26 protein-coding genes are annotated in these 22,359 nt (G+C 67.3%); 8 read left to right on the top strand and 18 right to left on the bottom strand.

The window, feature by feature from the left end; genetic code table 11:
* Positions 1-104: 104 nt before the first annotated feature.
* Together PRL19_RS01695 and PRL19_RS01690 are read left to right on the top strand one after the other, a co-directional pair.
* Positions 105-701, top strand: a complete 597-nt coding sequence (locus PRL19_RS01695) for a GNAT family N-acetyltransferase (RefSeq protein ID WP_273743685.1) — start codon at positions 105-107, stop codon at positions 699-701.
* Positions 661-1,452, top strand: a complete 792-nt coding sequence (locus tag PRL19_RS01690) for an EcsC family protein (protein ID WP_273743684.1) — start codon at positions 661-663, stop codon at positions 1,450-1,452. Before PRL19_RS01695 ends, PRL19_RS01690 begins: the two co-directional genes overlap by 41 nt.
* A 49-nt stretch (positions 1,453-1,501) precedes the next feature.
* Here the strand turns inward: PRL19_RS01690 and PRL19_RS01685 are convergent, their stop codons facing one another.
* Complete coding sequence (locus PRL19_RS01685) at positions 1,502-3,034, bottom strand: ATP-dependent DNA helicase (RefSeq protein ID WP_273743683.1); 1,533 nt, start codon at positions 3,032-3,034, stop codon at positions 1,502-1,504.
* Positions 3,035-3,132: 98 nt separating this feature from the next.
* Between PRL19_RS01685 and PRL19_RS01680 the strand changes: the two genes are divergently transcribed.
* The gene (locus PRL19_RS01680; RefSeq protein WP_045982863.1) at positions 3,133-3,339 is read left to right on the top strand and encodes a hypothetical protein; all 207 of its coding nucleotides are present in this window, start codon (positions 3,133-3,135) and stop codon (positions 3,337-3,339) included.
* A gap of 66 nt (positions 3,340-3,405) precedes the next feature.
* On the opposite strand, the gene ccrA is transcribed toward PRL19_RS01680, so the two are convergent.
* Positions 3,406-4,695, bottom strand: coding sequence for a crotonyl-CoA carboxylase/reductase (ccrA, locus tag PRL19_RS01675; RefSeq protein WP_046001395.1), 1,290 nt, complete (start codon positions 4,693-4,695; stop codon positions 3,406-3,408).
* Positions 4,696-4,903: 208 nt separating this feature from the next.
* Here ccrA and PRL19_RS01670 point away from each other — a divergent pair, with 208 nt between their 5' ends.
* Positions 4,904-6,862, top strand: a complete 1,959-nt coding sequence (locus PRL19_RS01670) for a protein meaA (RefSeq protein WP_273744432.1) — start codon at positions 4,904-4,906, stop codon at positions 6,860-6,862.
* 85 nt (positions 6,863-6,947) lie between these two features.
* Positions 6,948-7,871: an acyltransferase family protein gene (locus PRL19_RS01665; RefSeq protein ID WP_273743682.1), complete on the top strand. Its 924-nt coding sequence runs from the start codon at positions 6,948-6,950 to the stop codon at positions 7,869-7,871.
* A gap of 60 nt (positions 7,872-7,931) precedes the next feature.
* Here PRL19_RS01665 and rpmE read toward each other — a convergent pair whose 3' ends face one another.
* The 10 genes from rpmE to PRL19_RS01615 form a co-directional block, all read right to left on the bottom strand.
* Positions 7,932-8,153 carry a 50S ribosomal protein L31 gene (gene rpmE, locus PRL19_RS01660; protein WP_042249018.1) on the bottom strand — a complete coding sequence of 74 codons (222 nt, stop codon included), beginning with the start codon at positions 8,151-8,153 and terminating at the stop codon, positions 7,932-7,934.
* 14 nt (positions 8,154-8,167) lie between these two features.
* Entirely contained in the window at positions 8,168-8,551 is a 384-nt protein-coding gene (gene rplS, locus PRL19_RS01655) for a 50S ribosomal protein L19 (RefSeq protein WP_045982866.1), read from the bottom strand.
* Entirely contained in the window at positions 8,548-9,435 is an 888-nt protein-coding gene (trmD, locus tag PRL19_RS01650) for a tRNA (guanosine(37)-N1)-methyltransferase TrmD (RefSeq protein ID WP_273743681.1), read from the bottom strand. Before trmD ends, rplS begins: the two co-directional genes overlap by 4 nt.
* Positions 9,432-9,932, bottom strand: coding sequence for a ribosome maturation factor RimM (gene rimM / locus PRL19_RS01645; RefSeq protein ID WP_046001398.1), 501 nt, complete (start codon positions 9,930-9,932; stop codon positions 9,432-9,434). Before rimM ends, trmD begins: the two co-directional genes overlap by 4 nt.
* A gap of 51 nt (positions 9,933-9,983) precedes the next feature.
* Entirely contained in the window at positions 9,984-10,340 is a 357-nt protein-coding gene (gene rpsP, locus PRL19_RS01640) for a 30S ribosomal protein S16 (protein WP_045982869.1), read from the bottom strand.
* 28 nt (positions 10,341-10,368) lie between these two features.
* Positions 10,369-10,665, bottom strand: a complete 297-nt coding sequence (locus tag PRL19_RS01635) for a chorismate mutase (RefSeq protein ID WP_273743680.1) — start codon at positions 10,663-10,665, stop codon at positions 10,369-10,371.
* Positions 10,662-11,198 carry a GNAT family N-acetyltransferase gene (locus PRL19_RS01630; RefSeq protein ID WP_045982870.1) on the bottom strand — a complete coding sequence of 179 codons (537 nt, stop codon included), beginning with the start codon at positions 11,196-11,198 and terminating at the stop codon, positions 10,662-10,664. The genes PRL19_RS01635 and PRL19_RS01630 overlap by 4 nt, the downstream gene beginning before the upstream one ends.
* On the bottom strand, positions 11,195-12,691 hold the full coding sequence (gene ffh / locus PRL19_RS01625) for a signal recognition particle protein (protein WP_273743679.1): 1,497 nt from the start codon (positions 12,689-12,691) through the stop codon (positions 11,195-11,197). The genes PRL19_RS01630 and ffh overlap by 4 nt, the downstream gene beginning before the upstream one ends.
* Positions 12,692-12,989: 298 nt before the next feature.
* A complete protein-coding gene (locus PRL19_RS01620) occupies positions 12,990-13,253 on the bottom strand; it encodes a hypothetical protein (protein WP_273743678.1) in 264 nt (87 codons plus the stop codon).
* 73 nt (positions 13,254-13,326) lie between these two features.
* Positions 13,327-13,914 (bottom strand): FMN-dependent NADH-azoreductase, encoded by a 588-nt coding sequence (locus PRL19_RS01615; RefSeq protein WP_046001400.1) that lies wholly within the window; start codon positions 13,912-13,914, stop codon positions 13,327-13,329.
* Positions 13,915-14,015: 101 nt separating this feature from the next.
* On the opposite strand from PRL19_RS01615, the gene PRL19_RS01610 reads away from it, so the two are divergent.
* The 3 genes from PRL19_RS01610 to PRL19_RS01600 all read left to right on the top strand — a co-directional run bounded on the left by PRL19_RS01610 (position 14,016) and on the right by PRL19_RS01600 (position 16,687).
* A complete protein-coding gene (locus tag PRL19_RS01610) occupies positions 14,016-14,861 on the top strand; it encodes a LysR family transcriptional regulator (RefSeq protein WP_273743677.1) in 846 nt (281 codons plus the stop codon).
* Positions 14,862-14,949: 88 nt separating this feature from the next.
* Complete coding sequence (locus PRL19_RS01605; RefSeq protein WP_273743676.1) at positions 14,950-15,843, top strand: DMT family transporter; 894 nt, start codon at positions 14,950-14,952, stop codon at positions 15,841-15,843.
* Positions 15,844-15,916: 73 nt separating this feature from the next.
* Positions 15,917-16,687, top strand: coding sequence for a division plane positioning ATPase MipZ (locus PRL19_RS01600; RefSeq protein WP_273743675.1), 771 nt, complete (start codon positions 15,917-15,919; stop codon positions 16,685-16,687).
* 52 nt (positions 16,688-16,739) lie between these two features.
* On the opposite strand, the gene PRL19_RS01595 is transcribed toward PRL19_RS01600, so the two are convergent.
* The 6 genes from PRL19_RS01595 to PRL19_RS01570 form a co-directional block, all read right to left on the bottom strand.
* Complete coding sequence (locus tag PRL19_RS01595; RefSeq protein WP_273743674.1) at positions 16,740-18,068, bottom strand: pyruvate dehydrogenase complex dihydrolipoamide acetyltransferase; 1,329 nt, start codon at positions 18,066-18,068, stop codon at positions 16,740-16,742.
* 12 nt (positions 18,069-18,080) lie between these two features.
* Positions 18,081-19,460, bottom strand: coding sequence for a pyruvate dehydrogenase complex E1 component subunit beta (locus PRL19_RS01590; RefSeq protein ID WP_046001404.1), 1,380 nt, complete (start codon positions 19,458-19,460; stop codon positions 18,081-18,083).
* A 13-nt stretch (positions 19,461-19,473) separates the two neighbouring features.
* Positions 19,474-20,508 carry a pyruvate dehydrogenase (acetyl-transferring) E1 component subunit alpha gene (pdhA, locus tag PRL19_RS01585; protein ID WP_045982878.1) on the bottom strand — a complete coding sequence of 345 codons (1,035 nt, stop codon included), beginning with the start codon at positions 20,506-20,508 and terminating at the stop codon, positions 19,474-19,476.
* A gap of 84 nt (positions 20,509-20,592) precedes the next feature.
* Complete coding sequence (locus PRL19_RS01580; RefSeq protein WP_045982879.1) at positions 20,593-20,886, bottom strand: FtsB family cell division protein; 294 nt, start codon at positions 20,884-20,886, stop codon at positions 20,593-20,595.
* 61 nt (positions 20,887-20,947) lie between these two features.
* Complete coding sequence (rlmJ, locus tag PRL19_RS01575; protein ID WP_273743673.1) at positions 20,948-21,727, bottom strand: 23S rRNA (adenine(2030)-N(6))-methyltransferase RlmJ; 780 nt, start codon at positions 21,725-21,727, stop codon at positions 20,948-20,950.
* Between the two features lie 39 nt (positions 21,728-21,766).
* Positions 21,767-21,982, bottom strand: coding sequence for a hypervirulence associated TUDOR domain-containing protein (locus PRL19_RS01570; RefSeq protein ID WP_252928688.1), 216 nt, complete (start codon positions 21,980-21,982; stop codon positions 21,767-21,769).
* Positions 21,983-22,359: the final 377 nt, after the last annotated feature.

The raw sequence follows: 22,359 nt of genomic DNA, 5'->3' as shown, positions 1-22,359 counted from the left end.
TCCTTGTGGGTTCGGGCGCCAACCTGCCCCGCTTTTTCGCGCGACGCAATGTTTCGCCCGCCTTGCACCCGTGCTAAACGCCCGCCCGACAGCAAGGAGGCGCGATGTACGAGATCTGCCCCGAGACGCCCGCCGACGAACCCGAGGTCGAGGGCCTGTACGATCTGTGCTTTGCGCCGGGTCGCACCGCGCTGTCGTCCTATCGCCTGCGCGACGGGGTGCCGCGGGTGGCCGAACTGTGCCTTGTGCTGCGCGATGCGGGCGGCACGCTGATGGCCGCGATCCGGTTCTGGCCGGTGCGCGTGGACGACCGGCCCGTGCTGCTGCTGGGGCCCATCGCCGTGCACCCCACCGCGCAGGGAGAGGGTCTGGGCGGGCTACTGATGCGCGACAGCCTGACGCGCGCGCGCCGGATGGGGTTCGACCGGGTCCTGCTGGTGGGCGACGCGCCCTATTACAGCCGTTTCGGCTTTCAGCGCCTTGACGATGTGGTGATGCCGCCGCCTACGAACCCCGACCGGGTGCTGGGGCTGGAACTTCGGCCGGATGCATGGGTTAACGTGGCAGGCCCCGTCCAGCGAGAGACCCGGCCCCCCGCAGACCCGCCCGCGCCGGACCCCACGGCTTGCACCCAGGTCGACCCTCCGAAAAGGCCCGCTGATGACAGAACCGAAACCCCTCGTCCTTCCCCCCATCACTGATCCGGCGCTGCACGCCCAGATCGATCGTCTGGCGTTGCGCTATCTGGAGGCCGGGGGTCTGGGGATGCAGATCATGTCCCGCATCGGCAACGGCGCCGAAGGGCTGATCGAACGCCTGCCGGGCTTCGTGCGGTCGCGGCTGGACAGCGTCACGCGGGCCGCGCTGACGCGGGCGTTTGGTGCCGCCAGCCAGTCGCGCAAGGTGGTGCGGGACCGGGGCGATTGGTTCAACCGCATGGCCTCGACCGTCAGCGGTGCGGCGGGCGGGGTCGGCGGTTTCGCGGGCGCGCTGGTCGAACTGCCGTTCACGGTCACGCTGCTGCTGCGCGCCATGCTGGACATCGCCGCCGAACACGGCCTTGATCCCGAAAGCGAGGAAGTGCGCCTGGAATGCCTGCGCATCTTCGCCGCCGCGGGTCCGATGGCCGATGACGATCAGACCGACCTGGGCATGCTTGCGGCACGCTTGTCGGTGACCGGCCAGACGGTGCAGAGCATGGTCAGCAAGGTCGCCCCGCGCCTGTCCGTCTCGCTTGGGCAGAAGATGGCGGCGCAGGCGGCGCCGGTGTTCGGCGCGGTGGTCGGCGCGTCCATCAACTATACCTTTGCCCGCTACTATCAGGAACTGGCCCGCGTCCATTTCGGCGTCATGCGCCTGTCCCATGAAACCGGCATTCCGCAGGAGGCCCTGACCGAAGCGCTGCGCCTGTCCATCCGGCGCCAGACGCCCCCCGACCGATCATCGCGCTGACCGCAGGGGGGGCCGGGGGGCGGCAGCCCCCCGGCGTCGCGGGACGCAATCACGCTTCCTCGGCGTCCAGTGCCAGGGGCGCGGACGGGGCCGCCAGATCGTCCGTCGTCAACGGCCCTGCGGGCCGCGCCAGCCGTGCCTTGGTCACCCAGTACAGCCTCTCCTGCGCCCGGGTGATGGCGACATAGGTCAGCCGCTTCCACAGCTGGACCCCAGCCTCGGACCGGTTCGACCAAGCGGCGGCGCTGATGTCGGGGCCGAACACCTGCACCTCGGGCCACTGGCTGCCCTGCGCCTTGTGGATCGTGACCGCCGCCCCGTGCAGAAAAGCCGCGCCCATCCGCGCCGCAAAGGGGATGAAGGGTTCGTCCTCGTCCGGCATCTCGATCTTGACGATGCTGGCGGCCGACAGGCGCGGGTCCTCGGCCCCGATCACGTGCAGGCGCGAAAAGCCCGGCTTGCGGCCCGGCCCCAGATAGACCACTTGCGCTCCCTTGATTAGGCCGCGCGCCTCCAGATCGATCCGCTTCTTGCGATGCTTCAGCGGCAGCTCCAGCCCGTCGCAGATCAGCGGCTCTCCGGGCAGCAGCGCGTCCCCTGGCGCGCCGAAGGCCGTGCGGAAGGCATGGATCAGCCGGATGCGCGTCGCGTTGCGCCAGACCAGGACCGGGCTGCGCGCCATCAGGTCGCTTTCCACCCGCTCGGCCCAGACCACGCGGTCGTCCTTGCGCGCCGCATCGCGGATCATCTGCTCGAAATCGTCAAAGCCCAGCTGATCGTCGGCCAACGCATGGGCCAGGTCCAGAATCGGGTTGTCGTCGGCCTGGCGGTGAATGCGGCTCAGCATCAGGCGCTGCGCCGGCGCCAGCTTGTCGAACACCATCTCTCCGGACTGGCCGACCGGGGCCAGCTGGGCGGGGTCGCCGAACAGGACTAGCACGGGAAAGATCTCGCGCAGGTCCTCGAACTGCTTCTCGTCCAGCATCGAGGCCTCGTCGATCAGCCCGACGTCCAGCCCCTCCTCGCGCCTGGTCCAGCCGCGGATGAAATCCGACCCGCGCAACCCGGCCGTGGCCAGCGCCCCGGGGATCGAGGCATGCTGGTCATAGAACGCCTTGGCCCGGTCCAGTGCCGTGTCCGACAGTTCCGCGATGACCGGGCGTTCGGCCGCCCCGGTCAGCCATTCGGCGATCTTCTCGTATTGCGGATCATAGACCGGGGTGTACAGGATCCGGTGGATCGTCGTGGCGGGCACGCCGCGCATGCGCAGAACGAACGCCGCCTTGTTCGTCGGCGCCAGGATGGCGACGCTACGCCGGTCCTTGCGGCGCCGCCCTTCGTAATCTGGGCTGATCAGCTCGACCCCCGCCTCCAGCAGGGCCTTGGTGATCTGCGACAGCATCAGCGTCTTGCCCGATCCGGCCTTGCCGATGACCGCCATGACGCGACCTTTTCCCGACTGGGGCGGATGCAGTTCCTCTGCGATGATGTCGATGCCCGCCGCGCCGAAGGTTTCGGCCAGCGCGTCCCAGGCATCGGCCTGATCGCGCGAAAGGGTCGGGGCGGGGACGGGACTGTTCATGCCAGACCCTTAGCCTGCCTTCGCGGCCAAGGCAAAGCGCCGTGCAACTTTTCCGCCCCGGGCACCGTGCCTGCGGGCACCCCAACAGGAGAGACGCGATGATCGAACTGTTCTTCGTCACCTGCCTGCTCGCCGACCCACAGCGCTGCAGCGATCACAGCCTGCTGTTCGAGGAACGGAACGGCCTGTTCACCTGCATGCTGCAGAGCCAGTCCGAGCTGGCGAAATGGGTGGCCACCCATCCGACCGAACAGGTTCGCGAATGGAAATGCCGCCGCGCTGGAGAGGGCGACCGCAAGGTCTGACCCCATGCACCGCCGCGCGGGGGGTCCGGGGGGCGGCAGGCCCCCCGGCACGTCGCGGGACGCAGGTCAGCGCCGGCCGGCCTCCAGCGCATCCTCGAAGGTGCGCAGCCCGGTCCGCGGCGATTGGACCAGCACCGCCATGTTGCCCGGCTTGTGCTGGTTGCGCAGCATCATCATGTGCGCGGCCGGGATCTCGGCCCAGGGGAAGACCTCGGACATGCAGGGGTCCAGGCGGCGTTCCAGCATCAGCTTGTTCGCGGCGCTGGCCTGCTTCAGATGGGCGAAATGCGACCCCTGGATGCGCTTCTGATGCATCCACAGGTACCGCACATCAAAGGTGCAGTTGAACCCCGTGGTACCCGCGCATATCACGACCATCCCGCCCTTCTTGCAGACCAGCGTGCTGACCGGGAAGGTTGCCTCGCCGGGATGTTCAAAGACGATGTCGACATTGTTGCCCTTGCCGGTGATGTCCCAGATCGCCGCGCCGAACTTGCGCGCCTCGTTGAACCACTCCTTGTATTCCGGCGTGTTCACAGTGGGCAGCTGCCCCCAGCAGCGGAATTCCTTGCGGTTGATGACCCCTTTCGCGCCCAGCCCCATGACGAAGTCGCGCTTGTCCTCCTCGGAGATCACGCCGATGGCGTTGCCGCCCGCCGCGTTGATCAGCTGGATCGCATAGGAGCCAAGCCCCCCCGACGCGCCCCAGACCAGCACGTTCATGCCCGGCTTCAGCTCATGCGGCTCGTGCCCGAACAGCATCCGGTACGCCGTGGCCAGCGTCAGCGTATAGCAGGCCGATTCCTCCCAGGTCAGGTGGCGCGGCCGGGGCATCAGCTGCTGGGCCTGCACGCGGGTGAACTGGGCAAAGCTGCCGTCCGGCGTCTCGTATCCCCAGATCCGCTGCGTGGGCGAGAACATTGGATCGCCGCCGTTGCAATGCTCGTCGTCACCGTCGTCCTGGTTGCAGTGGATGACGACCTCGTCACCGACCTTCCACCGCTTGACCTTGTCGCCCACCGCCCAGACGATCCCCGACGCATCCGATCCGGCGATATGATAGGGCTGCTTATGCACGTCGAACATGCTGATCGGCTTGCCCAGGCCCGCCCAGATCCCGTTGTAGTTGACGCCCGCCGCCATCACCAGGACCAGAACCTCGTTGCTGTCGATGGCGGGGGTGTCCACGACCTCCAGCTGCATGGCCTGATCGGGCTCTCCCTGCCGTTCGCGGCGGATCGCCCAGGCATGCATGCGCGCAGGCACATGGCCCAGGGGGGGCATCTCGCCCACGGCGTACAGGTCTTTGACCGGGGCGTCGTAGGGCGCGATCGGGGTGGGTGCGTCGAGAGCCATCGTCTTTCTCCTGTCCTGTGCCGCAGTGCAGAATCACCGCGCCGATTTGCTCTGTCCTACGACATGAAAAGCAACAATGCAACTATCAGACACTATTACGCGCAATAATATGTCGGAATGATCAGAACTGCGCCGCGCTGCGGCGAATTGACGGCGCAGCTTTGTGTCTGTATCGATACTATTGATGACATTTTCTTGCGAGGGCATGATGGCCGACAAGGACAAACCCTGGCTGTTCCGCACCTATGCGGGCCATTCCACGGCGGCGAAATCCAATGCGCTGTACCGGACGAACCTGTCGCGCGGACAGACCGGCCTGTCGGTGGCCTTCGACCTGCCCACGCAGACCGGTTACGACAGCGATCATATCCTGGCGCGCGGAGAGGTCGGCAAGGTCGGCGTCCCCGTCTGCCATCTGGGAGACATGCGCGCACTGTTCGACCAGATCCCGCTGGAGCAGATGAACACCTCGATGACGATCAACGCGACCGCGCCGTGGCTTCTGTCGCTGTACATCGCCGTGGCCGAGGAGCAGGGGGCCGATGTCAGCCGCCTGCAAGGCACCGTCCAGAATGACCTGATCAAGGAATACCTGTCGCGCGGGACCTATATCTGTCCGCCTGCGCCGTCGCTGGCGATGATCACCGACATCGCCGCCTATACGCGGCAGCACCTGCCGAAATGGAACCCGATGAACGTCTGCAGCTATCACCTGCAGGAGGCCGGGGCGACGCCGGAACAGGAGCTGGCCTATGCGCTGGCCACCGCCGTGGCCGTGCTGGACGATCTGCGGGACAAGGTGCCCTCCGACAGCTTTCCCGAGATGGTCGGGCGGATCAGCTTCTTCGTGAACGCGGGCATCCGCTTCGTCACCGAGCTGTGCAAGATGCGCGCCTTTACCGAGCTGTGGGACGAGATCACCCGCGACCGCTATGGCATCGCGGATGAGAAATACCGTCGGTTCCGCTATGGCGTGCAGGTCAACAGCCTGGGCCTGACCGAGCAGCAGCCCGAGAACAACGTCTATCGCATCCTGCTGGAGATGCTGGCCGTCACGCTGTCCAAGAACGCCCGCGCCCGCGCCGTGCAGCTGCCCGCCTGGAACGAGGCCTTGGGCCTGCCGCGGCCCTGGGATCAGCAATGGTCGCTGCGGATGCAGCAGATCCTGGCCTATGAGACCGACCTGCTGGAATATGGCGACCTGTTCGACGGCAATCCGGTGATCGCCGCCAAGGTCGAAACCCTCAAGCAGGGCGCGCGGGACGAATTGGCGCTGCTGGACCAGATGGGCGGTGCGATTGCGGCCATCGACTACATGAAGGCGCGGCTGGTCGAATCGAACGCGGCCCGCCTTGGCCGGATCGAGACGAACGAGACGGTCGTGGTCGGCGTCAACCGCTGGCAGCAGGCCGAGCCTTCGCCGCTGACGGCGGGCGATGGCGGCATCATGGTCGTCGACCCCGCGGTCGAGGCCGATCAGGTCGGCCGCCTGGCCGCCTGGCGCGCGGAACGCGACGCAAGCGCGGTCGAGGCGGCGCTGGCCGCGCTGCGCCGCGCCGCGCAGTCGGGCGCGAACATCATGGGGCCGTCCATCGCCGCCGCCCGCGCGGGCGTCACCACCGGCGAATGGGCGGGCGTGATGCGCGCGGTTCATGGCGAATACCGCGGCCCGACGGGGGTGTCGCAGGCGCCCTCGAACCGGACCGAGGGGCTGGAGGAGATTCGGGATGCGGTCGATGCGGTCAGCGCCCGGCTGGGGCGGCGCCTGAAGTTCCTGGTGGGCAAGCCGGGCCTGGACGGCCATTCGAACGGCGCCGAACAGATCGCCTTCCGCGCCCGCGACTGCGGCATGGACATCACCTATGAGGGCATCCGCCTGACCCCGGAGGAGATCGTCGCGCGTGCCCGCGAACAGGACGTCCATGTCGTCGGCCTGTCGATCCTGTCGGGCAGCCACCTGCCGCTGATCGAGGATCTGATGGCGCGCATGCAGGCCGCCGGGATGGGCCATGTGCCGGTGATCGTCGGCGGCATCATTCCCGACGACGACGCCGCGCGCCTGACGGCGATGGGCGTGGCGCGGGTCTATACGCCCAAGGATTTCCAGCTGAACACGATCATGATGGACATCGTCGGGCTGGTCGCGCCGGGCGCCGCTGCCGCGTGACCGGGCAGGGCGCAGATAACGCGCCCTGCGGGTGAACCGGACGGGCCTTTGGCCGTTGACAGGGCTGCACGACAAAGGCCGGCCCATGACATCTCAGACCCGGCGCAACAGCGCCATCGACCCGTTGCGCATCCTTCTGGCACTGACGGTCATCGCCCTGCATAGCGCATTTCCCGAGGCCGCGCCGCCGCTGGTCAAGCAGGTGCTGTTCAACGGCCTCTATCGTCTGGCGGTGCCGGTCTTCGCCTTGATCTCGGGGTACTTCTTCCTGTCAGCCATGCGCGGCGGGCGCAGTGGGCCGTATCTGCGCCGCATCCTGGCGTTGTACCTGCTGTGGATGACGATCTATCTGCCGATCTATGGTCCGGACCTGACCGGGGCGGGGCATGCGCTGCAGACGCTGGTGTTCGGCTATTTCCATCTGTGGTTCCTGCCGGGCCTGATGGTATCGGCGGTGATGGTCATGGTACTGCGCCGACAGATGCGGATCGCGGTCGCGGCGGCGCTTCTGGCGGGCACGGGGCTGGCCCTGCAGCTGCTGGTCCTGACCGGGCAGGCAGAGATCCAGCTGGACCATTACCGCAACGGGGTCTTCACCATCTTTCCGTTCTTTGCGCTTGGCGTTCTGCTGGCGCATGGCTGGGGTGCGGGGCTGCGGCGGTGGGCCATGCCGTTGGCCGGTCTGGCGCTGCTGGCGGTGATGGGGGAAAGCCTGGTCTGGCGGGTGATCGCGGGCGGGGGCTGGGGCGTCGACATGATGCTGTCGCTGCTGGCGGCGGCGCCGCTGCTGTTCCTGGCTGCGCAGCAGGTGCAGGGGGCGTGGGACGGCAAGCGCGCGGCCAGCACCGCGGCCTTCGTCTATTTCGTGCATGTCATGATCATGATCTGCGCCAGCCGGTTCGGGCTGGAGGGGGACACCAAGGCGCTGACCGTCATGGCGGTCTGCCTGGCCTTGGCCACCTGGCTGGGGATGGCAGAGCGCCGCCGCGTGCTGGCGTTTTTCACCTGACCCCGGAATGCGAAACGCCGCCCCGAGGGGCGGCGTCTGCGACGTCGATCGTGGCGTGGATCAGAAACCCAGGCCCGCGTATTTCGACTTGAACTTGGTCACGCGGCCGCCGGCATCCATCAGGCGCGACGAACCACCGGTCCAGGCCGGGTGCGAGGTCGGGTCGATGTCCAGCGACATGCTGTCGCCCTCGGCGCCCCAGGTCGAACGGGTCTGGTAGGTGGTCCCGTCCGTCATCTTGACCGAGATCGTGTGGTAATCGGGGTGAATCTCTTTTTTCATGGCGTGACCTCTGCTCAGGCTTTCGCGTCCGACAGCGGACGGTAGTTGGTCTTTTCGACGATACGGGCCGACTTGCCGCGACGATCGCGCAGATAGTACAGCTTGGCGCGACGGACCTTGCCGCGACGGACGACCTCGATCGTGGCGATGTTGGTCGAATACAGCGGGAACACGCGCTCCACGCCTTCGCCGAAGCTGATCTTGCGGACCGTGAAGCTGGCCGCGATGTTCGCGCCGCCACGGCGCGAGATGCAGACGCCTTCGTAGTTCTGGACGCGGGTACGGGTACCCTCGGTCACTTTGTAGCCGACGCGGATGGTGTCGCCGGCCTTGAAGTCGGGAATGGACTTGCCAAGCTCGGCGATCTGCTCGGCTTCGAGTTGTGCGATCAGGTTCATCGCTTTGGTTCCTTGTCATGCTCGCGGTACATCCGCGATTGGTCTGATGCGCCCGAGCGCTGTCGGTCCTTAGCCGGGTCCACATGCGTTTCCGCATATGCCCGCCACAGATCGGGGCGGCGTTCTTGTGTCAGCCTCTCGGCCTCACCGGACCGCCATGCGGCGATGGCTGCGTGATTGCCCGACAACAGCACGGGCGGTATCTCGCGGCCATCCCAGAGGGCGGGCTTGGTGAACTGCGGCGCTTCCAGAAGACCCCGGTTGCCGATGGAAAAGGACTCCTCGGCCAGGGAATCATGATTGCCCAGCACGCGCGGTATAAGCCGGACCGTCGCGTCGATCAAGACCTGTGCGGCGATCTCTCCGCCGGTCAGGACATAATCCCCGATGCTGATCTCATCGATGGCGTGCTTGTCCAGCACGCGCTGGTCGATTCCCTCGAACCGGCCGCAGATCAGCGTGACGCCCGGCCCCTGCGCCAGCGCCCGGGCACGGGCCTGGGTCAGCGGCCTGCCGCGCGGCGACATGTAAAGGACGGGCAGGGTCGGCCCCGGTCCTGCCTGCGCCTCGGTCAGGGCTGCGTCCAGCACGTCCGCGCGGATGACCATGCCGGCCCCGCCGCCCGCGGGCGTGTCGTCGACATTGCGATGCCGGCCCATGCCGAAGTCGCGAAGGCCGATGGTGCGCAAGTTCCACAAGCCCTGCGCCAGCGCCTTGCCGGTCAGGGACAGGCCCAGGATGCCGGGAAAGGCTTCGGGGAACAGCGTGACGATCCGCGCGGTCCATGCGCCCGCCACCTGCGGTTCCGCCATCAGCTCGCGCGGGCGCAGGCTGGGACGGGCGGTCAGGCGGCCATGCGACTTGGGACTGGGCGCGTCGCTCATTCGTCGTCGCCGGGCGGGTCCACCACGATGCGACGCGCGGCCAGATCGACGGTCGGCACGACGGCACGGGTAAAGGGCAGCATCAGCACCTGCGTGCCGCCCACCACCTCGATGATGTCGCCGGCGCCGTGATCGTACAGGGCACGCACCCGGCCCAAGGATTTGCCGCCGGTATCGACGACCTCCAGCCCGATCAGGTCGGCATGATAGAATTCGTCATCCGGCAGCGCGGGCAGGGCACTGCGCGGGGCCCACAGGGTCACGCCGCGCAGGGCGTCGGCATCCTCCTTGGTGGCGATGCCCTTGATGCGCGCACCCAGGGCGCCCGTCACCTCGCGCGTCAGCGACACCTCGAACCGGCGGGTGCCGTCCTCGGACGTCAGGGGGGAATAGGTCGCGATATCGGCAGGGTCCGAGCAGAAGCTTTTCAGCCGCACCTCTCCGTGGACCCCGAAAGCCCCCGCGATGGCGCCGACGCAGATGCGGTCTTCGGTCATGTCACACCCTTGCAATAAAGGACTGGCGGGGTTTCCCCCGCCAGCGTCAGATCATTCGGCTTCGGCGGGCGCCGCGGCCTTCTTGGCGCGCTCGTCGGCGCGGGCCTTGGCTTTCTTGCCGGGCTCTGCCTTCTTCATGTTCTTGCGCTCGGCCTTTTCCTTGACGCCCGCGGCTTCCAGGAAGCGTGCGACACGGTCGGTCGGCTGCGCGCCGTGGCTCAGCCAGTACTGGATGCGCTCGACGTCCATCTTGACGCGGTCTTCGCTGTCCTTGGCCAACAGCGGGTTGTAGGTGCCCAGCTTCTCGATGAAGCGGCCGTCGCGCGGCATGCGCGAATCCGACGCGACGATGGCATAGTGCGGGCGCTTCTTGCTGCCACCACGGGCCAGGCGGATCTTCATGGACATCAGATAGTCTCCTTGGGTTGTCGTCCGGTCAGGACTGATAATGTTCGTGGTGCCGAATGACTTCGGCGATCACGAAGGTCAGGAATTTGCGCGCGAATTCCGGGTCGAGATCGGCCTCGCGCGCGAGGCGTTCCAGGCGTTCGATCTGGCTTGCCTCGCGCGAGGGATCGGACGGCGGAAGGTCGTGCCGGGCCTTCAGGCGGCCGACGGACTGGGTGTGCTTGAAGCGTTCGGCCAGCGTATAGACCAGGATGGCGTCAAGCCGGTCGATGCTGGCACGGTGGTCGCGCAGCAGGTCGGCCGCGCGGGTGGTTGCGTCGTTCATGCGGCCTCCGGGCTGTGACGATAGACGAGGCAGGGCTTGTCGAAGACCGGCTGCCGCGCGCCGCGGTCGCGCACTGCGCCAAGCCGTTCGGCCAGCGCGATCGACCGGGCATTGTCCGGGTCGATATAGCTGACGGCCGTGGTCCAGCCCAGGTCACGGAACGCATGCGCGCGCACCGCACGGGCGGCCTCGGCGACATAGCCGCGGCCTTCGGCGGCCTGCGACCAGACGGTCCAGCCCAGCTCATGCTCGGGCCAGCCGTCGGGGTACCACGGGCCGGTCATGCCCAGGGGCGTATCATCGCCTTTAAGGCAGAACACGAACATCCCGAAGCCGCGCATCACCCAATGGCCGGTCAGGTGGCCGAAGGCCCGCCAATAGGCGCCGGGCTTGGGTTCGGGCGAACCGCCGCCCACGAACTGCGCGCGATCCGACTGATAGAAGCTGCGCCAATGCGGCCAGTCGCTGCCCAAGGGCGCGCGCAGGGTCAGCCGTTCCGTCTCCAGAACCGGGGTGGGGGACAGCGTGATCATTTCTTGCCGAACAATCCGCCCAAGCCGGCAGGCAAACCCGCGCGGCCCAACTGGCCGCCCAGGCCCTTGGGATCGGCCAGCATCTTCTGGGCCTCGGCCATCTTGGCGGGGTCCAGGTTCTCCATGTCGGGCAGGCCGCCGGCCTTGCCGGTCATGGCGCGCATGGCCTGCTTCATCAGCCCGCCCTTGCCCATCTTGCCCAGCTTCTTCATCGTGTCGGCCATCTGCTTCTGCATCTTCAGCAGCTTGTTCAGGTCCGACACGTCCAGACCTGCGCCCGCAGCAATGCGCTTTTTCCGGCTGGCCTGCAGCAGGTCGGGATTGGCCCGTTCCTTCTTGGTCATCGAATTGATCAGGGCGATCTGGTGGCGGACGACCTTGTCGTCATAGCCCGCGGCCTCGGCCTGCTTGGCCATCTTGGCCATGCCGGGCATCATCCCCATGACCGAGGACATGCCGCCCATCTTCTGCATCTGCTCCAGCTGGCCGCGCAGGTCGTTCATGTTGAAGAGGCCCTTCTGGAACCGCTTCATCATGCGCTCGGCCTGCTCGACCTCCAGCACCTGCTGGGCCTTCTCGACCAGGGCCACGATATCGCCCATGCCCAGGATGCGCCCCGCGACGCGGCTGGCGTCGAAGGTCTCCAGCGCGTCCATCTTTTCGCCCAGACCCACGAAGCGGATCGGCTTGCCGGTCACGGCGCGCATCGACAAGGCCGCGCCGCCGCGCCCGTCGCCGTCCATCCGGGTCAGCACCACGCCGGTGACGCCGACCTTGGCGTCGAACTCGGTCGCGACGTTCACGGCGTCCTGGCCGGTCAGGCCGTCGACGACCAGCAGCGTCTCGCGAGGGTTCGCGATGTCGCGGACCTGCTGGACCTGGGTCATCAGCGCCTCGTCGATATGCAGGCGGCCGGCGGTGTCCAGCATCACCACATCATAGCCACCAAGCGAGGCCTGCGTCTTGGCGCGCTGCGCGATCTGCACGGCGGTCTGGCCCATCACGATGGGCAGCGTGTCGACGCCGATCTGCTGGCCCAGGATGGCCAGCTGCTCCATCGCGGCGGGGCGGTTGGTGTCCAGGGACGCCATCAGCACGCGCTTCTTCTCGCGGTCCTTCAGGCGCAGGGCCAGTTTCGCGGTCGTGGTGGTCTTGCCCGAACCCTGCAGGCCAACCATCAGGATGGCGGCGGGCGGGTTGTCGATGCGCAGCGCCTCGGGGGCGTCGTCGCCCTGCAGGACCTTGATCAGCTCGTCATGGACGATCTTGACGACCTGCTGGCCGGGGCTGACCGATTTCGTGACCGCAGCGCCGGTGGCCTTGGCCGTGACGGCCTTGACGAAGTTGCGCGCCACCGGCAGCGAGACGTCCGCCTCCAGCAGGGCCACGCGCACCTCGCGCATGGCGGCGGTGACGTCCTCCTCGGACAGGGCGCCCTGCTTGGTCAGCCGGTCGAAGACGCCGCCCAGGCGATCGGAAAGGTTCTCGAACATGGCCGGGCCTCCTATGGCTCCAAATCGGTTTAGCCCCCGTGGGCGCAACGCGCTGACGGGGGGCGATCCCCGCATCTGGCGCAGGGACCGGAAGGCTGTGCTTCCGGGAATCCGGGGTCTTGTACAGGGCAGGGGGGTTCCTGTCAACGCAGGCCCGGTCGGATCACGGGGTCCCGACGTTGACCGGCAGAACGAAGCTGGCGCTGCCCTGCGGCATGTCCTCCGTGAAGGGCGGCATCCGGGGCATGTCCATGATGCTGTTGCGCAGGGCATGATCCATTATCGGGTTGCCCGAGGACTACATGGTCCGCACGTCGATGATCATGCCGTCCTGGGCCACGACGATGACGAATTGGGCGGCGTTGGTCGCGCTGACGGTCGCCGCTTGCAGAAGGGCCACATGGCTTTGGCGGGCGGCGTTGTCGCGCAGCAGCTTGGTCCATTCGATCATGTCACGGGGGCGGTGCGTGGCGATTTCGTTGACCGGGGTCTGCGCCACGGCCGGGGTGTAAAAAACCGCCAGCCCTGTCAGCAGGGCGGCGGTCGCAATCGTGAAACGCATGGCGGCAATGTCCCCGAAGGATGCAATGCCGCCATATGAGGATGGGGTGAACCTGCGCAACAGCGCAGACCGGTCAGGCCGCGATCTGCTCCAGCGCCTGTTGTGCGCGTGCCATGCCGGCCTCGCGGTCCATTGCAAGGCCGTCGGCGGCCACGAAGGTCACGTCGGTGATGCCCAGGAAGCCCAGCATATGGCGCAGATAGCCCGACGCGTGGTCCAGGTCCGAACCCATCGGCGTGCCGGCGGCGGTATAGGCCACGAAGGCGCGCTTGCCCGTCAGCAGGCCCTCGGGGCCCTCGGCGGTATAGCGGAAGCTGACACCGGCGCGGGCGATCTGGTCCAGCCAGGTCTTCAGCTGCGACGGCAGGAAGAAGTTGTAGACCGGCAGCCCGATCACCAGCGTATCGGCGGCCTGAACCTCGGCCAGCAGCGCGTTCGAGGTGTCGATCTGCGCCTGCTGCTGCGGGGTCGGATCGTCGGTGCCCACGCGCACGGCCTTGAACCATGCGGTGTCGATGGCGGGGACGCCCGTGCTAAGATCGCGATAGGTCACCGTCGCGTCGGGATTGGCAGCGGTCAGGCGGGCCAGGATGTCGGCGGTTAGCTGGCGCGAGACCGAGGCGTCGGCGGTGATGGCGCTGTCGAGATGCAGGATGTTCATGGCAAGCTCCCAGAGAGTTGTTTCTGCGTTGCAGCAGATTTAGGTCTATGCACCTGCGAACGTAAGGGGGATAACTGCGCATTCACTGTGCGGGGATGCACATGCAGATCGAATCGTGGGACGATATCCGCGTGGCACTGGCCGTCGCGCGCACCGGAACGGTCAGCGGGGCGGCCGCCGATCTTGGCGTGCACCACGCCACGGTGATCCGCCGCATCGACGCGCTGGAATCGGCCCTGCGTGCCCGGTTGTTCCAACGCCACACCCGCGGCTATGCCCTGACCGAGGCCGGGCGCACCCTGCTGGATGCGGCGGGGGCTGCGGATGAACGCTTTGCCCAGATGGCCGCGCAGATCGCCGGCGCCGGAGAGCGGATCGAGGGAGAGCTGGTCGTGACCTCGCTGCCGGAACTGGTGGATCTGGTCATGCCGCGGCTGATCGCGCTGATGGCGCGCCATCCCGACCTGCGCCTGACCTATGCCACGGACGCGCGCCTGTTCCGGCTGGGCGCCGGAGAGGCGCATGTGGCCATCCGCGGCGGGGCCGAACCGACCGAGCCCGACTATGTCGTGCGTGCGATGGGGCGGATGGGGCATGTGATGTATGCCGCGGCCTCGTACCTGGACCGGCACGGGCCGGTCGACAATCCGCGCGACCACCGCTTTGCCCTGCCGGGACCAGAGGCGCGCGGCGCCCCCTACATGCGCTGGCTGCAGGACCGCATCGGCCCCGAGAACATCCTGGTCACCGCCAACGAGGCCACTGCGCGCGAGGCGGTGATCCGCGCCGGGCTGGCGGTCGGTGCCCTGCCCGACAGCCTGGCGCATGGCCTTCTGCCCGCGCTGAGCCTGCCGGAATGGGATTCCAACCTGTGGCTGGTCACCCATGTCGATCTGCATCGCACCCCGAAGGTTCAGGCCGCGCTGGCGGCGCTGCGCGACGGCTGAGCCCTTTCCCTCGGCCCCGGCTTGGGGCAGCGTGCGCCGCAGGAGGACCCATGACCCATTCCCGCCCGTTGCCAGACCGGACCGTCCGATGATCACCGCGCGGATGAGCGCATCCGACTGGGGCCTTCTGCTGCTGCTGTCACTGATCTGGGGCGGGTCGTTCTTCCTGATCGCGCTGATCGTGGGGCATATGCCGGTCCTGTGGGTGGTGGCGCTGCGCGTGATGATCGCCGCCGCGGTCCTATGGGCCATCGTGCTGGCGACCGGGCGGGCACTGCCGCGCGGCGCGGGGCTGTGGGGCGCGTTCCTGGTGATGGGCGTCCTGAACAACGCCATCCCCTTTGGGCTGATCGTCTGGGCGCAGGGGTTCATCCCGGCAGGGCTGGCGTCCATCCTGAACGCGACGACGCCGTTGTTCACGGTGCTGGTCTCGACCCTGGTGCTGGCGGATGAGCGCGCGGGGCTGATGCGCCTGGCCGGGGTCGCCCTGGGCCTGGGCGGTGTCGCAGTGATGATCGGCGTGGACGAACTGGCGGGTCACGGCCATGGCGTGCTGCCGCAACTGGCGATGCTGGGCGCCGCGATCAGCTATGCCTGGGCCGCGGCCTTTGGACGGCGGTTTCGTGCGCAGGGCGTCGACCCGCTGGTCACGGCGGCAGGCATGGTGACGGGCACCAGCGTCGTGCTGCTGCCGCTGGCATTGGCGCATGACGGGCTGCCGCCGGCGGCACCTGCCCAGGTCTGGCTGGCGATCAGCCTGCTGGGGCTGGTCTGCACAGGGCTGGCCTATGTGCTGTTCTTTCGCATCCTGGGCCGGGCGGGGGCCACGAACATCTCTCTGGTGACGTTCCTGGTACCGGTGTCGGCGATCCTGCTGGGCTGGCTGTTCCTGGACGAGGTTCTGGGCCTGCCGCAGCTGCTGGGCATGGCGGTCATCGGGCTTGGGCTGGCGATGATCGACGGACGGCTGATGCGGCGCTAGGGCTGCCGGGGCGGCTTTCCATCCGGCGGCGCGGTCGCTAGGTTTCCCGTCGGGACAGGACAAGAGGCTGCTTGTGGCGCATATCATCGTGGTCGGAAACGAAAAGGGCGGCTCGGGCAAGTCGACCACCTCGATGCATGTGGCGACCGCGCTGGCGCGGATGGGGCACCGGGTCGGCGGGCTGGACCTGGACGTCCGCCAGCGCAGCTTTGGCCGCTATCTGGAGAATCGCGCCGCCTTCCTGGTGCGCAAGAGGCTGGACCTGCCCATGCCCGTGCTGGCGCCGCTTGGCGAGGGCGCCGATCCCCTGACGCCCGCTTTGCGGCAGCTGGAGGCGACGTGCGATTTCATCCTGCTGGACTGCCCCGGGTCGCACACCAAGCTGAGCCAGATGGCGCATACGGTCGCCGATACGCTGATCACGCCCCTGAACGACAGTTTCGTCGACTTCGACCTGCTGGCGCGCCTGTCGCCCGACGGTGACGTGCTTGGTCCCTCGATCTATGCCGAGATGGTATGGGGCGCACGCCAGCTGCGCGCGCAGGCGGGGGCAGGGCCCATCGACTGGCTGGTGCTGAGAAACCGCCTTGGCACCCAGCAGATGCACAACAAGCGCAAGGTCGGCGGCGCGTTGGCCGACCTGTCCAAGCGCATCGGGTTTCGGGTGGCGCCCGGATTTTCGGAACGCGTGATCTTTCGCGAGCTGTTTCCGAACGGGCTGACCCTGCTGGATCTGAAGGATGTCGGCACCGAGGCCATGAGCATGTCCCAGATCGCCGCGCGGCAGGAGTTGCGCGACCTGATCAAGGAATTGCGCCTGCCGGGCGTCGCCGTCACGTTCTGACAACGAAAAACGGCGGGCTGATGGCCCGCCGTCTGTTCCGTTCGAATGCTGGTCAGGCCAGCATGCCCATCGGGTTTTCCAGATGGGCGACGATCGCCTCCAGCAGTTGCGCGCCAAGCGCACCGTCGATCACCCGGTGGTCCACCGACAGCGTCATCGACATGACGTTGCGCACCACGACTTCGCCCTTTTCGACGACCGGGGTCGGGATGCCCGCACCCACGGCCAGGATCGCGCCATGCGGCGGGTTGATGACCGCGTCGAAGTTCTCGATGCCGAACATGCCCAGGTTGCTGATCGCGAAGCTGCCGCCCTGGTATTCATGGGGGGCCAGCTTCTTGGACTTGGCGCGCGCGGCCAGATCCTTCATCTGCGCCGACAGCGCCGACAGGGTCTTCTGATGCGCGTCCTTCAGCACGGGCGTGAACAGCCCGCCCTCGATGGCCACGGCCACGGCGACGTCCGACGGTTTCAGCTTGAGGATGCGATCCCCCGCCCAGACCGCGTTCGCGTCAGGCACCTGCTGCAGCGCCAGGGCGCTGGCCTTGATGATGAAGTCGTTGACAGACAGCTTTACGCCACGGCTCTCCAGCTGCTTGTTCAGCGTGGCCCGGAACTCCATCAGCGCATCCAGCTTGGCCGAACGGCGCAGGTAGAAATGCGGGATGGTCTGCTTGGCCTCGGACAGGCGGGCGGCGATGGTGCGGCGCATGCCGTCCAGCGCGACCTCCTCGGTCTCGCGGTCGGCATACATCTTTAGCACGGCCTCGGTCGACAGGCCCTTGGGGGCCTGAGCCGGGGCTGCGGCTGCCGCGGGGGCCGCCTTCGCCTCGGGCTGTGCCGCAGCCGCCGCTGCGGGCTTGGCCTCACCTGCCTTGGCGTTCTCGACATCGGCCTTGACGATGCGGCCACGGGGGCCGCTGCCCTGGATCTGCGACAGGTCCAGACCCTTGTCCTTGGCGATGCGCCGCGCCAGGGGTGAGGCGAACACCCGGTCGCCCTTGGGTGCGTCGGCCTTGGCATCGCCGGCGACCGGTGCGCCGATCGGGCCGCCATAGCCCTTCTCGGCCGGTTCGGGCTCGGCATCCGCCTTGGGCTCTTCCTTGGCCTTGGGCGCGCTGATGTCGCCCGCCTCCTCGCCGTCCTCCAGCAGGACCGCGATGGCGGTGTTGACCTTGACCGCCGAGGTGCCCTCGGCGATCAGGATCTTGCCGATGCGGCCTTCGTCGACGGCCTCGAACTCCATCGTGGCCTTGTCGGTCTCGATCTCGGCGATGACGTCGCCGGACTTGACCTCGTCGCCTTCCTTGACCAGCCACTTGGCCAGCGTGCCCTCCTCCATGGTCGGGGAGAGGGCGGGCATCAGGATTTCCGTGGGCATCGCGCAGCTCCCTTACTTGTAGGTGACTTTTTTCACGGCTTCGACGATCTCGGCGGGCGTGATCAGCGCGTGCTTTTCCAGATTGGCGGCATAGGGCATCGGCACGTCCTTGCCGGTGCAGTTGATGACGGGCGCGTCCAGATAGTCGAACGCGTTCTCCATCAGATAGGCCGAGATGTGGTTGCCGATGGCGCCCACGGGGAAGCCCTCCTCGACGGTCACGCAACGGTTGGTCCGCTTGACCGATTCCAGGATCGCGTCATAGTCCAGCGGCCGCAGGGTGCGCAGGTCGATCACGTCGGCCTCGATGCCCTCCTCGGCCAGCTTGGCCGCGGCCTCCAGCGCATGCGCCACACCGATGCCGAAGCTGACCAGCGTCACGTCGTCGCCCGACCGGACCGTGTTGGCCTTGCCGAAGGGAATGGTGAAGTCCTCAAGGTCCGGCACCTCGAAGCTGCGGCCATACAGGATCTCGTTCTCCAAGAAGATGACCGGGTTGTTGTCGCGAATCGCCTGCTTCATCAGGCCCTTCGCGTCGGCGGCCGAATAGGGCATCACGACCTTGAGGCCCGGAATGGCCGCGTACCATGCGGCGTAATCCTGGCTGTGCTGCGCGCCCACGCGGGCAGCGGCGCCGTTCGGGCCGCGGAACACGATCGGGCAGCCCATCTGGCCCCCCGACATGTACAGCGTCTTGGCGGCCGAGTTGATGATGTGGTCGATCGCCTGCATGGCGAAGTTGAAGGTCATGAACTCGACGATCGGGCGCAGGCCGGCCAGGGCCGCCCCGGTGCCGATGCCGGCAAAGCCGATCTCGGAGATGGGCGTGTCCACGACGCGGCGGGGGCCGAACCGCTCCAGCAGGCCCTGGCTGATCTTGTAGGCGCCTTGGTATTCGCCCACTTCCTCGCCCATCAGGAAGACGGTCTCGTCGCGGTCCATCTCTTCGGCCATGGCCTCGCGCAGGGCTTCCCGCACGGTCATGGTCTTCATCTTGGTGCCTTCGGGCCAGTCGGGGCTGCGCGGCTTGGGCTGCGGGGTCACGACCTCCTCGATGGCGGATTCGCCGGGCTGGGCGCCGTCATCCTTCTTGGGGGCTTCGGCCGGCTTGGCCTCGGCCTTGGGGGCAGGGGCCGCGTCGGCGTCCTCTCCCTCCTCGACCAGCACCGCGATGGGGGTGTTCACAGCGACGCCCTGGGTGCCCTCGGCCACCAGCAGCTTGCCCATGATCCCCTCGTCGACGGCCTCGAACTCCATCGTGGCCTTGTCGGTCTCGATCTCGGCGATGACGTCGCCGGATTTCACCGCGTCGCCCTCTTTCTTCAGCCATTTCGCCAGCGTGCCTTCCTCCATCGTGGGGGACAGGGCGGGCATCAGGATTTCAATTGCCATGTGACGGTCCCCCTTAGGCGTTCTCTTCGGCGCTGCCCTGGGGCAGTTCGTCGGCATAGATGTCGGTCCACAGCTCGGCCAGGTCGGGCTCGGGGCTGTCCTTGGCGAATTCCGCGGAATCGTTGACGATGTCCTTGATTTCCTTGTCCAGCGCCTTGAGGTCCTCCTCGGTGGCATGCTTGCCGGTCAGCAGCATCTCACGGATGTTCTCGATCGGGTCACGCTCGTCGCGCATCTTCTGGACCTCCTCGCGGGTCCGGTACTTGGCCGGGTCCGACATCGAATGCCCGCGATAGCGATAGGTCATGACCTCCAGGATGTAGGGGCCCTTGCCGGCGCGGCAATGCGCCACGGCCTTTTCGCCCGCCGCCTTGACCGCCAGCACGTCCATGCCGTCGACCTGTTCGCCGGGGATGCCGAAGGCCTCTCCACGGCCGAAGAAGGTGGTAGATTTCGTCGACCGCTTGACCGACATGCCCATGGCATACTGGTTGTTCTCGATCACGAAGACGACCGGCAGGTCCCACAGCTCGGCCATGTTGTAGGTCTCGTAGACCTGGCCCTGGTTCGCCGCGCCATCGCCGAAATAGGTGAAGGTGACGTTGTCGTTGCCCAGATACTTGTCCGCGAAGGCAAGGCCCGCGCCAAGGGGCACCTGCGCGGCGACGATGCCGTGGCCGCCATAGAAATGCTTTTCGCGGCTGAACATGTGCATGCTGCCGCCCTTGCCCTTGGAATAGCCGTCCTGACGCCCGGTCAGCTCGGCCATGACGCCGCGCGCCTCCATCCCGCAGGCCAGCATGTGACCGTGGTCACGATAGCTGGTGATGCGCTTGTCGCCGTCCTTGGCGCAGGCCTCCAGACCCACCACGACGGCTTCCTGGCCGATATAAAGGTGGCAGAACCCGCCGATCAGGCCCATGCCGTACAGCTGGCCGGCCTTCTCCTCGAATCGGCGGATCAGCAGCATGTCGCGATAGTATTTCAGCAACTCTTCCTTCGACGTGTTCGAAGGAGCCTCCTGCTGGGGGCTTGGTTTTCTGGCCATGCGGCGTGTCCTCCTGGAAGCGTGGCGGATAGTTCAGCGTTAAACTATCCGTAGCGCATCACCGACAGCCGTGCAATCCCGGCCCTACCGCAGCAGGATCTCGTCCGCGCGCAGCAGGCCCAGCACCTCGCGGGCGCGTTCGTCCAAGAGGTCCAGGTCCAGATAATCGTCCGACAGGCGGCGGGTCAGGTTCTGCATGCGGGTCACGTCGGCCTGCAGCAGGTCGCGGGCCTCGCGCAGATCCTCGGTCTCGGCCTGGATCTGGATCCGGCGCAGGATGCCCGACGGGCCCTGCACCGCGGCATAGGCGAAATACAGGCCGACCAGGACGGTGAGGACCAGGAACACGGTGGCGCCGATGGACAGACGTTGAGGCATGGCAGGGAATCCTTGTGGCCGGGCCGATCATGGCACAGCGCAATCGGCGGGGGAATCCCCGTCAGGCGCGCTCGCGGAACATCGCCTCGATCTGGCGGGCGTGCTCGGCCAGGCCCCAGGGGGCGTTGAGCACGAACATGCCCGATCCGATCATCGAATGACCTGGACGGGCAGGGGGAAACGACACCTCGGACAGCAGGGCATCGGGGAAATCGCTGACCAGCTGCGCGGTCATGCCCATGTGGCGGTGATCGGTCAGGATCGGATACCACAGCGCGATGACCCCCACGTTCCACTTGCGCGCGATCAGGCCGATCTGGCGCGGGATCGCGGCATAGTCTGCCTTGACCTCATAGCTGGGGTCGATCAGCAGCAGGCCGCGGCGCGGATCGGGCGGACAGACCGCCTGTGCCATCGCGAAGCCGTCCTGCTGGTGCAGGGTGGCAAAGCCCGCCACGCGGCGCAGGGCCTGAAATTCGGCGGGGTGCAGTTCGGCCAGGTGGGCCTTGTCCTCGTGGCGCAGGAAATGCCCTGCGATCAGCGGTGAACCGGGATAGGCCTGCGCGCCTCGCAGGTCGCGCACGGCCCGCAGCGCCTGCATCAGCGGGTGATCCTGCGGCAGCCAGTGTTCGACCGTGGCACGGGCGATGCCCTGCGCGGCCTCCTGCGTCTTCTGCGCCTCGGCGCCGGTCAGGTCATAAAGGCCCCGTCCCGCATGGGTTTCCAGATAGGAAAGCGGCTTGTCCTTGCGGGTCAGGTAGTCCAGCGCGACCGCCAGCAACCCGTGCTTGTGCAGGTCGGCCAGGTTCCCGGCATGATAGGCATGTTGATAGCTGAGCATCCGCCAGCCTTAGCGTGGGCGCACGGCGGGGAAAAGACGTCAATCGGCGCGGCGCAGTTCTGACCGGCCCTTCAGCACCTGGTCGCCGTCATCCTGTTCGATCAGGTAGGCGGGATCGTCCTTGGATGCGTTTCGGCTGATCTTGCTGCCCTTGATCGTCCGTTCGACGTCATCGGTGAAGATGTCCGTGATCTTTCCGGTCGCCTTGTGGCCCGACCAGTCCCATTCCACCTTGGTGCCCTTGCGCAGAATCATGCGGCCTCCGATTGCGTGTCGGGGGCAATGCGTCATGGGGGCGCTGGGTTCCGGAGGAGGGGCGCGGCGACCTCCAGGGAGGAGGAGGGAGGTCGCCGCTGAACGCTGGCCCAGGGAGGAGGAGGGGCCGCGTATGGGTCGCGGTTCCGGCCAGGGAGGAGGAGAGGCCATCACCGCTTACGACCGGGCAGGGAGGAGGAGAGCCCGTCGTATCCGTGTGCCGCGATCGGGGCGGCTATGAAGGCGCGGCGACCTCCAGGGAGGAGGAGGGAGGTCGCCGCTGAACGCTGGCCCAGGGAGGAGGAGGGGCCGCGTATGGGGTGCGGTAGGGCCAGGGAGGAGGAGAGGCCGTACCGCGAACGCCGGGTCCGGGAGGG

The sequence above is a fragment of the Paracoccus marcusii genome, from assembly GCF_028621715.1.
GTDB classification, from domain to species: Bacteria; Pseudomonadota; Alphaproteobacteria; order Rhodobacterales; family Rhodobacteraceae; genus Paracoccus; species Paracoccus marcusii.
The sequence above is the reverse complement of the archived record's forward strand: the minus strand, read 5'-3'. Positions and strand labels throughout refer to the sequence as shown.

What these genes read in the sequence shown, in the direction of transcription:
- PRL19_RS01695 (WP_273743685.1), top strand. Translation starts at nt 105, where the DNA reads ATGTACGAGATCTGCCCCGAGACGCCCGCCGACGAACCCGAGGTCGAG.
- PRL19_RS01690 (WP_273743684.1), top strand. Translation starts at nt 661, where the DNA reads ATGACAGAACCGAAACCCCTCGTCCTTCCCCCCATCACTGATCCGGCG.
- PRL19_RS01685 (WP_273743683.1), bottom strand. Translation starts at nt 3,034, where the DNA reads ATGAACAGTCCCGTCCCCGCCCCGACCCTTTCGCGCGATCAGGCCGAT.
- PRL19_RS01680 (WP_045982863.1), top strand. Translation starts at nt 3,133, where the DNA reads ATGATCGAACTGTTCTTCGTCACCTGCCTGCTCGCCGACCCACAGCGC.
- ccrA (WP_046001395.1), bottom strand. Translation starts at nt 4,695, where the DNA reads ATGGCTCTCGACGCACCCACCCCGATCGCGCCCTACGACGCCCCGGTC.
- PRL19_RS01670 (WP_273744432.1), top strand. Translation starts at nt 4,904, where the DNA reads ATGGCCGACAAGGACAAACCCTGGCTGTTCCGCACCTATGCGGGCCAT.
- PRL19_RS01665 (WP_273743682.1), top strand. Translation starts at nt 6,948, where the DNA reads ATGACATCTCAGACCCGGCGCAACAGCGCCATCGACCCGTTGCGCATC.
- rpmE (WP_042249018.1), bottom strand. Translation starts at nt 8,153, where the DNA reads ATGAAAAAAGAGATTCACCCCGATTACCACACGATCTCGGTCAAGATG.
- rplS (WP_045982866.1), bottom strand. Translation starts at nt 8,551, where the DNA reads ATGAACCTGATCGCACAACTCGAAGCCGAGCAGATCGCCGAGCTTGGC.
- trmD (WP_273743681.1), bottom strand. Translation starts at nt 9,435, where the DNA reads ATGAGCGACGCGCCCAGTCCCAAGTCGCATGGCCGCCTGACCGCCCGT.
- rimM (WP_046001398.1), bottom strand. Translation starts at nt 9,932, where the DNA reads ATGACCGAAGACCGCATCTGCGTCGGCGCCATCGCGGGGGCTTTCGGG.
- rpsP (WP_045982869.1), bottom strand. Translation starts at nt 10,340, where the DNA reads ATGTCCATGAAGATCCGCCTGGCCCGTGGTGGCAGCAAGAAGCGCCCG.
- PRL19_RS01635 (WP_273743680.1), bottom strand. Translation starts at nt 10,665, where the DNA reads ATGAACGACGCAACCACCCGCGCGGCCGACCTGCTGCGCGACCACCGT.
- PRL19_RS01630 (WP_045982870.1), bottom strand. Translation starts at nt 11,198, where the DNA reads ATGATCACGCTGTCCCCCACCCCGGTTCTGGAGACGGAACGGCTGACC.
- ffh (WP_273743679.1), bottom strand. Translation starts at nt 12,691, where the DNA reads ATGTTCGAGAACCTTTCCGATCGCCTGGGCGGCGTCTTCGACCGGCTG.
- PRL19_RS01620 (WP_273743678.1), bottom strand. Translation starts at nt 13,253, where the DNA reads ATGCGTTTCACGATTGCGACCGCCGCCCTGCTGACAGGGCTGGCGGTT.
- PRL19_RS01615 (WP_046001400.1), bottom strand. Translation starts at nt 13,914, where the DNA reads ATGAACATCCTGCATCTCGACAGCGCCATCACCGCCGACGCCTCGGTC.
- PRL19_RS01610 (WP_273743677.1), top strand. Translation starts at nt 14,016, where the DNA reads ATGCAGATCGAATCGTGGGACGATATCCGCGTGGCACTGGCCGTCGCG.
- PRL19_RS01605 (WP_273743676.1), top strand. Translation starts at nt 14,950, where the DNA reads ATGATCACCGCGCGGATGAGCGCATCCGACTGGGGCCTTCTGCTGCTG.
- PRL19_RS01595 (WP_273743674.1), bottom strand. Translation starts at nt 18,068, where the DNA reads ATGCCCACGGAAATCCTGATGCCCGCCCTCTCCCCGACCATGGAGGAG.
- PRL19_RS01590 (WP_046001404.1), bottom strand. Translation starts at nt 19,460, where the DNA reads ATGGCAATTGAAATCCTGATGCCCGCCCTGTCCCCCACGATGGAGGAA.
- pdhA (WP_045982878.1), bottom strand. Translation starts at nt 20,508, where the DNA reads ATGGCCAGAAAACCAAGCCCCCAGCAGGAGGCTCCTTCGAACACGTCG.
- PRL19_RS01580 (WP_045982879.1), bottom strand. Translation starts at nt 20,886, where the DNA reads ATGCCTCAACGTCTGTCCATCGGCGCCACCGTGTTCCTGGTCCTCACC.
- rlmJ (WP_273743673.1), bottom strand. Translation starts at nt 21,727, where the DNA reads ATGCTCAGCTATCAACATGCCTATCATGCCGGGAACCTGGCCGACCTG.
- PRL19_RS01570 (WP_252928688.1), bottom strand. Translation starts at nt 21,982, where the DNA reads ATGATTCTGCGCAAGGGCACCAAGGTGGAATGGGACTGGTCGGGCCAC.